The sequence below is a fragment of the Streptomyces sp. W1SF4 genome (genome assembly GCF_003950035.1).
In the GTDB taxonomy this organism is placed as follows: domain Bacteria; phylum Actinomycetota; class Actinomycetes; order Streptomycetales; family Streptomycetaceae; genus Streptomyces; species Streptomyces racemochromogenes.
This window is the reverse complement of record NZ_CP034350.1, coordinates 4,165,915-4,176,909: the sequence shown is the minus strand read 5'-3', so window position 1 is coordinate 4,176,909 and position 10,995 is coordinate 4,165,915. Positions and strand designations below refer to the sequence as shown.

Here is a 10,995-nt window from a genome sequence, read left to right as displayed (position 1 = left end):
GGGCTCACATCCGGAAGACGCCGAAGCCGCCGCGGGCGCCCTCGACGGGGGCGTTGTGGACGGCCGAGAGGCACAGGCCGAGGACGGTACGGGTGTCGCGGGGGTCGATGACGCCGTCGTCGTACAGCCGCCCGGAGAGGAAGAGGGGCAGGGACTCGGACTCGATCTGGGCCTCCACGAAGGCCCGCATCCCGGCGTCCTGTTCCTCGTCGTAGGGCAGTCCCCGGGCGGCGGCGGACTGGCGGGAGACGATCGACAGCACCCCGGCGAGCTGCTGGGGGCCCATGACGGCGGACTTGGCACTGGGCCAGGCGAAGAGGAACCGGGGTTCGTAGGCGCGTCCGCACATGCCGTAGTGGCCGGCGCCGTAGCTCGCGCCGATGAGGACGGACAGGTGCGGGACACGGGAGTTGGACACCGCGTTGATCATCATCGAGCCGTGTTTGACGATGCCGCCCTGCTCGTACTCCTTGCCCACCATGTAACCGGTCGTGTTGTGGAGGAAGAGGAGCGGGATGTCGCGCTGGTTGGCGAGCTGGATGAACTGGGCGGCCTTCTGCGACTCGGCGCTGAACAGCACGCCCTGCGCGTTGGCGAGGATGCCGACCGGGTAGCCGTGCAGGGCGGCCCAGCCGGTGACGAGGCTGGTGCCGTAGAGGGGCTTGAACTCGTCGAAGTCGGAGGCGTCGACGATGCGGGCGATGACCTCGCGCGGGTCGAAGGGGGTCTTGAGGTCGGGCGGGACGATCCCGAGGAGTTCCTCCGGGTCGTACAGCGGCTCCTCGGCCCGGGGCGGCTCGGCGTACGGCTTGCGGTGGTTGAGCCGGGCCACGATGCGGCGGGCCTGGCGGATGGCGTCGTACTCGTCGAGGGCGTAGTGGTCGGCGAGGCCGGAGACGCGGGCGTGCATGTCGGCGCCGCCGAGGGACTCGTCGTCGCTCTCCTCGCCGGTGGCCATCTTGACCAGGGGCGGACCGCCGAGGAACACCTTGGAACGGTCCTTGATCATGACGGTGTGGTCGGACATCCCCGGGATGTACGCCCCGCCGGCGGTGGAGTTGCCGAAGACGACGGCGACGGTCGGGATGCCGGCGGCGGAGAGCCGGGTCAGGTCGCGGAAGACCGCCCCGCCCGGGATGAAGATCTCCTTCTGGGAGGGCAGGTCCGCGCCGCCGGACTCGACCAGGCTGACGCACGGCAGCCGGTTCCGCAGGGCGATCTCGTTGGCCCGCAGCGCCTTCTTCAGCGTCCACGGGTTGCTGGCGCCGCCCCGGACCGTGGGGTCGTTGGCGGTGATCAGGCACTCGACGCCCTCGACGGTGCCGATGCCGGTGACCATCGAGGCGCCGACCGGATAGTCGCTGCCCCAGGCGGCCAGCGGGGACAGCTCCAGGAACGGGGTGTCGGGGTCGAGGAGCAGCTCGATCCGCTCGCGCGGCAGCAGCTTGCCGCGGTCGCGGTGCCGGGCGGTGTACGTCTCCCCGCCGCCGGCGAGGGCCTTGGCGTGTTCGGCGTCGAGCTCCGCGAGCCGCTCCAGGGCGGCGGTACGGGCCCGCGCGTGCTCGGCGGCGTGCGGGTCGACGGTGGTTCCGAGGCGGGTCATCGGGTCCCCTCAGGAGCGGGTGTCGGGCTGTCGGGACCTCCGCCACCGCGGGGGAGGAGGTGGGCCGGGACGTCGAGGTGGCGGGCGCGCAGCCATTCGCCGAGGGCCTTGGCCTGCGGGTCGAAGCGGTGCCCGGAGGCGACGCCGTCGCCGAGGAGGCCGGTGACGGTGAAGTTCAGGGCGCGCAGGTTCGGCAGCTCGTGGCGGGTTACCTCCAGGGGGGCCGTCTCCGGGAGCAGCGCCTTGAAGGCTTCGACGGTGAGGGCCTCCCGAGCCCACTCCCAGGCCGGGCCGCTCTCGGCCCACACCCCGACGTTGGCGTCCCCGCCCTTGTCGCCGCTGCGAGCCCCGAGGATCCTGCCCAGCGCCACCCTGCGGGTGGCCCCCGCCCGATGCGCCGCGGTGGCCGGCGGCGGGGGCCCCGCCGGGCCCGGACCCCGGCCGGGGGGAGCCCCGGGCGGGGCGGGTTCGCGCTGTCCGGGGTCGCCCGCCCCGGTGTCGGGAAGGGGCGCGGCGGGGACCTGGCTCCGCGCGGCGGGGACCTGGCTCCGCGCGGCGGGGACCTGGCTCCGCGCGGCGGGCACCGGCAGGCGGGTGCCGTCCGGCAGGACCGCCGTGTGGGGGACCGCATCCGTCGCCACGGCGGTCGCGGTGAAGACGCCGTACGGCTGTGCGGCGGCCGGCGGGGCCGTGACGTGGAAGCCCGGGTAGCTGGCCAGGGCCAGTTCGATGGCCGCGGAGGTCAGGGGCCGTCCCACTCGGTCGGGCGACGGATCGCGGACCACCAGCCGCAGCAGCGCGCTCGCCGCCTCCTGCGTCTCCGCGTCCTCGTGGTCCGTACGGGCCAGCGTCCACTCGGCGCTGGACACCCCGGCCAGGAGCCCGGCCAGTTGCGCGCGCACCAGGGCCGCCTTCGCCTCGACGTCCAGGCCGGTCAGGACGAAGACCACCTCGTTGCGCCAGCCGCCGATCCGGGTCACGCCCGCCTTGAGGGTGCCGGGCGGGGCCTCGCCCCGGACGCCGGAGATCGCCACCCTGTCCGTGTCCGCCGCGGACAACCGGACCGTGTCCAGGCGGGCCGTCACGTCGGGGCCCAGGTAGCGCACGCCCTGGGTCTCGTAGAGGAGTTGGGCGGTGACCGTGCCGACTGTCACGGCCCCGCCGGTGCCGGAGTGCTTGGTGATGACCGAGGATCCGTCCTCCGCTATCTCGGCCAGCGGGAAGCCCGGCCGGGAGACGTCGTACCGCGTGAAGAAGGAGTAGTTGCCGCCGGTGGCCTGCGTGCCGCACTCCAGGACGTGGCCCGCGACCACCGCGCCCGCCAGCCGGTCGTAGTCCTGCGGGCCCCAGTCGAACCACCAGGCGGCCGGCCCGCTGACCAGCGCGGCGTCCGTGACCCGGCCGGTCACCACCACGTCCGCTCCGGCCCGCAGGCAGGCGGTGATCCCGGCGCCGCCCAGGTAGGCGTTGGCGGTGAGCGCGTCCTGCCCGTACGGCATCAGGTCGTCGCCCTCGACGTGCGCGACGGAGACGGGCACCCCCACCTTCGCGGCCAGCGCCCGCACCGCCGCCGCCAGCCCGGCCGGGTTCAGCCCGCCGGCGTTCGTCACGATCCGCACGCCCCGGTCGTGCGCCAGCCCGAGGCCCTCCTCCAGCTGCTTCAGGAAGGTCTTCGCGTAGCCGAGGTCCGGGTTCTTCAGGCGGTCCCGGCCCAGGATCAGCATGGTGAGCTCGGCGAGGTAGTCGCCGGTCAGCACGTCCAGCGGGCCGCCCGTCAGCATCTCGCGCACGGCGTCGAACCGGTCCCCGTAGAAGCCCGACGCGTTCCCGACGCGCAGCGCCCGCCGCGTCACCGCCCGCCGCCCAGGGGGTCGGCGGCCAGCGGGTCGGCGGCCAGCGGGTCGGCGGCATGCGGGGTGCTGCCCCGCGGGTCGCGGCCCTGGCCCGCCGGGCCGGCGAAGGCCTGGGCGATGTCGAGCCAGCGGTCGGCGTCGGGCCCGGTCGCGGTGAGGGCGAGGTCGGCGCGGTGGGCGCGCTGCGTGACCAGCAAGCAGAAGTCCAGCGCCGGCCCGGTGATCCGCTGCGGGGCGTCCGCCGGCCCGTACGCCCACACCCCGGTCCCGTCCGGAGCGGTCAGCTCCACCCGGAACTCCCCCTCCGGCACCGGCAGTCCCCGTACCGCGTACGCGTAGTCGCGCGCCCGGACCCCGATCCGCGCGACGTGCCGCAGCCGGGCCGTGGGGGTGCGCAGCACGCCGAGCGCGTCGGCCACGTCCTGGCCGTGCGCCCAGGTCTCCATGAGCCGGGCACTCGCCATCGACGCGGCCTTCATGGGCGGCCCGTACCAGGGGAACCGGGCGTCGGGCGAGGCCGCAGCGAGCGCCTCGTCGAGCGCGGCCCGGCCCTCGCGCCACCGGACGAGCAGTTCCGCGGGCTCCAGCGCGGCACCCTCCTCCGCGCCTTCGTCGACGAACGACCCGGGGGCCTTCAACGCCTCCTCCACCATCCGCGCGAAGCCCTCCGCGTCGGTGAGGGCGAGCAGCGCGGCCCGGTCGGTCCAGTGCAGGTGGGCGATCTGGTGGGCGACGCTCCAGCCGGGCGCGGGCGTCGACCACGCCCAGGCCGGCTCCGGCAACTGCGCGACGAACGAGTCGAGTTCACGCCCCTCCTCGCGGAGGTCGGCGAGGAGGCCGGCGAAGACGTCGGCGGCCGTGACTGCGGTCGCGGTGACTGCGGTGGCGGTGACTGCGGTGGCGGTGGCGGACCGGTCTTCGGCGGACGGATCGGGCACGGCGTGCTCCCCTCTCGGCGTGGGGGGAAGCCTGGCAGCCTCCGCTAAAACAATCAAGCGTGCTTGCATTATTTTCTCGAGCCGCGTCCGGATCCCGCCACTTCCCCCAATTCCGTTTCTCTGAAGCCCACTTGATCCGAACAGGCCATCACGCAAGGCCCGGCCCAGGGCGGGCCCGCAACGCCCCCCGACACCCCGGAGACGATCAGGGGCGGTTCCGGCCGTACGCCGGGAACGCGCCCTGCACGCGCCCCGCGTGCGCCGATACTGGGTGCTCCCCGCCCGCGCCGCCGCCGCGCCGGGCGGCCACCGCCCCGCACACATCCCGGCGCCGACCCCCGCCGCCGGCCCCGCACCGCCTCCCTCCACGCGCCCGCCACGCCACTCGACGACGAGGACGGTCCGCCGTGAACCCCGCTGCCCCAGCCGCGCCCCACTCCCTCTATCCCGAACTCGACGCCACCGCCCTCACCGCCTTCGCCACCGCCCTGGAGAGCGGAGACCCCGCCGGCCTGCCCCCCGCGCGCGCCGCGGACGTACGGGCCGCCCGGGCCGCGGCCGCCTTCAGCCGGGGCAAGGTGACCGGCGCCTGCGGGGACCTCCTCGACGCCGCGCTCTGGCGGCACACCGGACCCGCGCCGCGCGCGGTCGTCGTGATGCCCTCGCCGTGGACGGCCCTGGGCTGGACCGCGTACGCCGTCCGCGCCGCCGCGCTCGCGACCCGCGGCTACGACGTACTGGCCTACACCGTCCGCGGGTTCGGCCGCTCCGACGGCCAGGCCGACTTCGCCGGCCCGCTGGACGTCGCCGACGGCAGAAGGGCCCTGGACCACCTCCTGGAACGCGCCGCCGGCCCGGTCACCAGGATCGGCTTCCTCGGCGTCTCCTACGGCGCCGGCATCGGCCTGCTCGTCGCCGCGCACGACCCCCGCGTCGACGCGGTGGCGGCGCTCAGCGCGTGGGGCGACCTCGGCGAGGTCCTGTACGAGAACTCCACCCGCCGCGCCGCCGCCGTACAGGCCCTGCTGGCGTCGGCCGGACGGGCCCGGCTCGGCCCGGAGACCGAGCGCGCCCTGGAGGACGTCCTCGCAGGCCGGGACGCCGAAGGCGCCCTGCGGTGGGCGCAGCAGCGCTCTCCGTCCGCGCACGTCAAGGAGTTCAACCGCAGGCAGGTGGCGGTCTTCCTCGCGCACGCCTGGCACGAGACGCTCTTCCCCGCCAACCAGACGCTGGGGCTGTTCGGCGAACTCACCGGCCCCAAGCGGCTCGACCTGTCCGTCGGCGACCACGGCGGCCCCGAGAGCGCGGGGCTGCTGGGGCTGCCGAGCCCGGTGTGGACGGACGCGCACCGCTGGCTCGACCACCACCTGTGCGGGGCCGACAACGGGGTGGAGGAGGAGGGGGAGGTGCGCTCCGAGGTGATGTGGAGCCGCGCCCTGGAACCCTCCGCCGCCCTCCCCGCCCCGGGCGGCGGCGTCCGCCGGCTGTACCTGACGGGCGGGGCGCCGACGGACGGGTTCGGGGGGCTCGGCGGGGAGCCCGAGCACGGCTGGACGGCGGGCGTGCTGTGCGGGGTGGACACCCCGGCCGCCGCGGCCGAAGCGGTGGTGCGGTGCGGGTACGCGGAGATGGCCGGCCTCCCGAAGCCGTACCCGGGCGGCGAGATCGGCGCCACCGCGGCCGCGGCCGTCACCGCCGCCTGGGCCGGGGACCCCGCCGAGGAGACCCTCCGCGTACGGGGCGTCCCCCGCCTGCGGGTGACGTACCGCGCCGCGAACTCCGGCTCCACCATCGTCGCGTACCTCCTGGACCTGGCCCCGGACGGCTCGGCCCGGCTGATCACGCACGCACCGTTCAGCGACCTGCACTCCCCGCCGGACAGCCTGATCGGCGCGGACATCGACCTCCAGGCCGCGGCGTACGACGTCCCGCGCGGCCACCGGCTCCTGCTGGTGGCGGCCGCCCGCGACCCCCTCTACGGGGACGCCAACCTGCCGCGCGCAACGCTGGCGTTCACCTCACCGGAGCCGACGCCGTCGTACCTGGAGGTACCGGTGGGCTGAGGGCGGCCCCAGAGACCAGAAATCCAGAAACCAGAATTCATACGACTGTTCCATACAGACGTATTGAACGTCTGTATGGATTCTGGTTATGGTTCTTCACGTCAAGGTGCGACCGCACCGCGAAGGGAAGAACACCATGACCGCGAACGACACCACCGCCCTCACCCCCGCCGCCCCCACCCGGTCCGAACTCACCATCGACGGCCGCCGGTTGTCCTACCTCGACTTCGGCGGCACCGGCCGCCCACTGGTCGCCCTGCACGGCCACCTGTCCGAGGGCGCCACGTTCGCCGGCCTCGCCCGCACTCTCGGCCCCGAGTGGCGGGTGATCGCCCCGGACCAGCGCGGCCAGGGCGAGTCCGACCGCGCCGCCGACTACACGCGGGAGGGATACCTCTCCGACGTCGGCGCCCTCCTGGACCACCTGGGGCTGGAGCGCGTCGTCCTGCTCGGCCACTCCCTCGGCGCCATCAACGCCTACCAGTTCACCGCGCGCCACCCCGAGCGCGTGAGCGCCCTCGTCAACGCCGAGGGCCCGGCCGCGCTCGGGCTGGACGGCTCCAACCCCCTGGCGTTCCTGCTGCAGCTCCCGTACGAGGCCCCGACCCGCGAGGCGCTGGTCGCGGGCCTCGGCCCGGCCGCGCCGTACTTCTCCGACCGGCTCCGGGAGAACGCCGACGGCAGCTGGCGCCTGCCCTTCCACCCCCGGGAGATGCACGACTCCGAACACCACGTCCACGGCGACCACTGGGCCGACTGGACGGCCTCCACCTGCCCGGCACTGCTCGTACGCGGCACCCGGGGCGTCATCCCGGCCGACCAGGCCCGCGCCATGACGGAACGCCGCCCCGGCACCACCCTGACGGAACTCGACACCGACCACTTCGTCTACACCGCCGAGCCCGAAGCCTTCGCGGCGAAGGTGGGCCGGTTCCTCGACGGGGTGTGAGGGGCGGGGTGCCGGCGGGGCGGTCTCGGAGAAGGTCGGGGGCTTCCCGTCAGTCCCATCGTCCTTCCGGTTCGGGCCGGTCCCTCAAGGGCGCTCCTTCGTCGCGTCACTTCGTGATCGCCTTCGGCGACCCTTGACCGACCGACCCGAACCGGAAGGCCGAAAGACTGCCGGGAAACCCCCGAAGAAACGGCACGGTCCATGGTGGGGGGACGGCCGTCTCAGGGATCAGACGAGGAGCCGGGCGCCGGCCCGCCGGGCATCCGGGTCCTCAAGAGCCGGGATTCGGGGCCGGGTGCGCGGCTACCCGCACGAGAGGTTGATCAGACCGACCTGGGAAGCCCCCAAGCGCGACAGATCGCTACGCGCTCCTCGAATCTCAGCGTCCGACGACCGTCCCGGGCTGATACCCGCACCAAAGGACGAACAGATCCACCTAGGCATCCGACAGGCGCGACAGATCGCTACGCGCTCCTGCCGGATTGGCGGATGGCGGCCGTCCTGGGCTGGTGTTCAGGGGGCGATGGGGAGCTGGCGCTTGTGCTCCGTGAGGCGGTAGCGGTTGACGATCGTCTCGTAGGCGCGCGCGTCCACCGGCTTGCCTTCGAGGAAGTCGTCGATGTCGTCGTAGGTGACGCCGAGGGCGTCCTCGTCGGCCTTGCCCGGGTCGAGGGTCTCCAGGTCGGCCGTCGGGGTCTTCCACACCAGCTCGGCGGGGGCGCCCAGGGCGTCGGCGATGGCGCGCACCCGGCGCTTGGTCAGGCCGGTCAGCGGGACCAGGTCCGCCGCGCCGTCACCGAACTTGGTGAAGAACCCGGAGACGGCCTCGGCGGCGTGGTCGGTGCCGACCACCAGGCCCGCGTGCGCGCCGGCCACCGCGTACTGGGCGATCATCCGCTGGCGGGCCTTGATGTTGCCGTGCACGAAGTCCTGGTGGGCCGCGTCGCGGAAGGTCACCCCGGCAGCCACCGAGGCGTCGAGCGCCGCGTCACTGGCGGGCTTGATGTCCACGGTCAGGACGTGGTCGGCCTGGATGAAGGAGAGCGCGAGCTGCGCGTCGTGCTCGTCGGCCTGGACGCCGTAGGGCAGCCGCATCGCGTAGAACCGCGCCTCGTGCCCCGCCTCGCGGGCCCGCTCGACGGCGAGCTGGCAGAGCCGGCCCGAGGTGGTCGAGTCGACACCGCCGCTGATGCCCAGGACGAGGGACCGCAGACCCGTGGAGGTCAGCCGCTCGGTGAGGAAGGCCACCCGGCGCTCGATCTCCCGCTCGGCCTCGAAGGTCTCGGCGACCTGGAGTTCCCGGGCGATCTCCTGCTGCAGGGCGATGCCGCTCACGTCTGCTCCTTGTTCCGGTTCACGATGTGCCGTCCACCCTAACGGGAAGGCCCGCGAGGAACCGTCGGGCGGCCCGCACCCCTGCCTCGTCCCGCGCCCAGACTCCCCACTTCACCAAACGCTCCTGGTCGAAGAGCTCCGCGAACGTCCGCCACAGGTGCACCCGGAAGCCGTCGGACTCCCACCACCACTCCGTATGGCCCTCCCCGATCAGGGGCAGCCGGGACGCCGCCTCCCACACCCCGACCGGAGACTGCCCGGGCTTCGGCTCGACCACGGGGATCCAGCTCTCGCACTCCCAGTACAGGGCGTCCGCCTCGATGAGGGCGTCCACGTCCGGGAACACCGCCACGTCCCGGCCGAACCGGTACACCACCGCGCCGTCACCTCGGAGCGTCACGGAGTACGGGTGCGCCACCCCGTGACCGATGAACTGCCCCAGCGGACCGTGTTCCGCGCTCGCCTTGTAGAAGGGCCACGGCTCGAACCGGATCTCCTCCTCGAACGACCACGCCGAAGTCCGGTAGACCAGCCCGCCGTAACGGGCCTGCGCACGGCGGAGACCGGCAAGGACCACGTCCTTGTCCACCCCAGGAAAGCGGGCGAGCCGCTCGGCGACCTCCGCGTCGCCCGGGTTCTCGATGGTCGGGAACGGAACGGTGCGGGCCCGCGCGGACAGGAATCGCCGTGCCCTGTCGGTCAGTCCGCCAGGGGAATCGAGTACATGCAGCACGTCCTCATGATGGGGGACGGCCGGCGGACGCTGAGATGTGAGGAGCGCGTAGCGATCTGTCGCGCCTGTCGGATCCCTGGGCCGATCTGATCGTCCTCTGGTGCGGGTATCAGCCCAAGGCGGTCGTCTGACGCTGGGACGAGAGGAGCGCGTAGCGATCTGTTGCGCCTGCCGGACTCCCAGGTCGCCTGGATCAACCTCTCGTGCGGGTGGTCGCGCCCCTGGTCCGGAATCACGGACATAGGGAGCCGTATGTCGGACGGGCCGACGCCCGGCCCCTCGCCTCAGCGCTGAGAGAGGCCTCCCTCCAGGATCATCCGTCCCGTTTCTTTGGGGGTTTCCCGGCAGTCTTTCGGCTTTCCGGTTCGGGGCGGTCGGTCAAGGGTCGCCGAAGGCGATCACGAAGTGACGCGACGAAGGAGCGCCCTTGAGGGACCGGCCCGAACCGGAAGGACGATGGGACTGACGGGAAGCCCCCAACCCGCTCTGAGACCGCCCCGGGGGACCCCCTCAGCCGGCTTCCCTCGGCTCCCTCTGCGACCGGACCGCCCCCATGCTGGCCGTGATCACCAGGGCGATCGCGAGCGCGTCCAGCGGTGACATCGCCTGGCTCAGGACCAGGAAGCCCGCGGTCGCCGCGATGGCCGGTTCCAGGCTCATCAGGATCGCGAAGGTCGGGGCCGGGAGGCGGCGCAGGGCGAGGAGCTCCAGCGTGTAGGGGAGCACCGACGACAGCACCGCGACGCCGAGGCCCAGTGCCAGCGTGCTCGGGGTGAGGAGGTCGGAGCCGGCCTCCGCCACGCCCAGCGGGAGCGAGATGACCGCGGCCACTGCCATCGCCAGGGCCAAGCCGTCCGCCTGCGGGAAACGGCGGCCGGTACGGGCGCTGAAGACGATGTACGCCGCCCACATCGCGCCCGCGCCCACCGCGAAGCCGGCGCCGAGCGGGTCGAGGCCGCCGAGGCCTCCTCCGCCGTGGCCGGCCAGCAGGGCGACGCCGGCCAGGGCCAGGGCGGCCCACAGCAGGTTCACCAGGCGGCGCGAGACGATCACGGACAGGGCGAGCGGGCCGAGCACCTCCAGGGTGACGGCGGGGCCGAGCGGGATGCGGTCGATGGCCTGGTAGAAGAGGCCGTTCATGCCGGCCATGGCGACGCCGAAGGCGATCACCGTCCCCCAGTCGGAACGCCCGTAGCCGCGCACCTTGGGCCGGCACAGGACGAGCAGCACCAGCGCGGCGGCCGCGAGCCGCAGCGTGACGACGCCCGCCGCGCCCACCCTGGGCATGACCATCACCGCGAGGGCGGCCCCGAACTGCACCGACACCCCGGCCGAGACCACCAGCGCGACCGGCCCGAGCCGGGAGGCCCGGGCGGGACCGGAAACCGGACCGGAAACCGGACCGGAAACCGGACCGGAAACCGAAGCGGAAACCGGACCGGAGGGCGGAGCGGAAGCCGTGGCGGCGGTCTTCGGGGACGAAGAGGATGGTGCGGGCATGAATCCAGCCTAAGGGGTGCG

The 10,995-nt window shown here is 73.7% G+C and carries 8 protein-coding genes; 2 read left to right on the top strand and 6 right to left on the bottom strand.

Translation table 11 applies throughout. The annotated features are described in order from the left end of the window. Positions 1-4: 4 nt before the first annotated feature. The 3 genes from D1J60_RS19515 to D1J60_RS19505 are packed head-to-tail and all read right to left on the bottom strand — an operon-like array spanning position 5 to position 4,394. Positions 5-1,603: a carboxyl transferase domain-containing protein gene (locus tag D1J60_RS19515; protein WP_125821953.1), complete on the bottom strand. Its 1,599-nt coding sequence runs from the start codon at positions 1,601-1,603 to the stop codon at positions 5-7. Further along, the gene (locus D1J60_RS19510; RefSeq protein ID WP_277607502.1) at positions 1,600-3,456 is read right to left on the bottom strand and encodes an acyclic terpene utilization AtuA family protein; all 1,857 of its coding nucleotides are present in this window, start codon (positions 3,454-3,456) and stop codon (positions 1,600-1,602) included. The genes D1J60_RS19515 and D1J60_RS19510 overlap by 4 nt, the downstream gene beginning before the upstream one ends. Beyond that, positions 3,453-4,394: a TIGR03084 family metal-binding protein gene (locus D1J60_RS19505; RefSeq protein WP_277607501.1), complete on the bottom strand. Its 942-nt coding sequence runs from the start codon at positions 4,392-4,394 to the stop codon at positions 3,453-3,455. The genes D1J60_RS19510 and D1J60_RS19505 overlap by 4 nt, the downstream gene beginning before the upstream one ends. 407 nt (positions 4,395-4,801) lie before the next feature. On the opposite strand from D1J60_RS19505, the gene D1J60_RS19500 reads away from it, so the two are divergent. After that, positions 4,802-6,457 carry an alpha/beta fold hydrolase gene (locus D1J60_RS19500; protein ID WP_125821952.1) on the top strand — a complete coding sequence of 552 codons (1,656 nt, stop codon included), beginning with the start codon at positions 4,802-4,804 and terminating at the stop codon, positions 6,455-6,457. A 136-nt stretch (positions 6,458-6,593) separates the two neighbouring features. After that, positions 6,594-7,406, top strand: a complete 813-nt coding sequence (locus D1J60_RS19495; RefSeq protein ID WP_125821951.1) for an alpha/beta hydrolase — start codon at positions 6,594-6,596, stop codon at positions 7,404-7,406. A 513-nt stretch (positions 7,407-7,919) separates the two neighbouring features. Here the strand turns inward: D1J60_RS19495 and nadE are convergent. The 3 genes from nadE to D1J60_RS19475 form a co-directional block, all read right to left on the bottom strand. Then, positions 7,920-8,741: an ammonia-dependent NAD(+) synthetase gene (gene nadE, locus D1J60_RS19490; RefSeq protein ID WP_125821950.1), complete on the bottom strand. Its 822-nt coding sequence runs from the start codon at positions 8,739-8,741 to the stop codon at positions 7,920-7,922. A gap of 19 nt (positions 8,742-8,760) precedes the next feature. Further along, the gene (locus D1J60_RS19485; protein ID WP_125821949.1) at positions 8,761-9,474 is read right to left on the bottom strand and encodes a hypothetical protein; all 714 of its coding nucleotides are present in this window, start codon (positions 9,472-9,474) and stop codon (positions 8,761-8,763) included. A 510-nt stretch (positions 9,475-9,984) separates the two neighbouring features. After that, positions 9,985-10,974, bottom strand: a complete 990-nt coding sequence (locus D1J60_RS19475; protein ID WP_125821948.1) for an EamA family transporter — start codon at positions 10,972-10,974, stop codon at positions 9,985-9,987. Between the last annotated feature and the right edge of the window lie 21 nt (positions 10,975-10,995).

Excerpts from the sequence above, each read along its gene's own strand:
- D1J60_RS19475 (WP_125821948.1), bottom strand. The coding sequence starts at position 10,974 with ATGCCCGCACCATCCTCTTCGTCCCCGAAGACCGCCGCCACGGCTTCC.
- D1J60_RS19515 (WP_125821953.1), bottom strand. The coding sequence starts at position 1,603 with ATGACCCGCCTCGGAACCACCGTCGACCCGCACGCCGCCGAGCACGCG.
- D1J60_RS19495 (WP_125821951.1), top strand. The coding sequence starts at position 6,594 with ATGACCGCGAACGACACCACCGCCCTCACCCCCGCCGCCCCCACCCGG.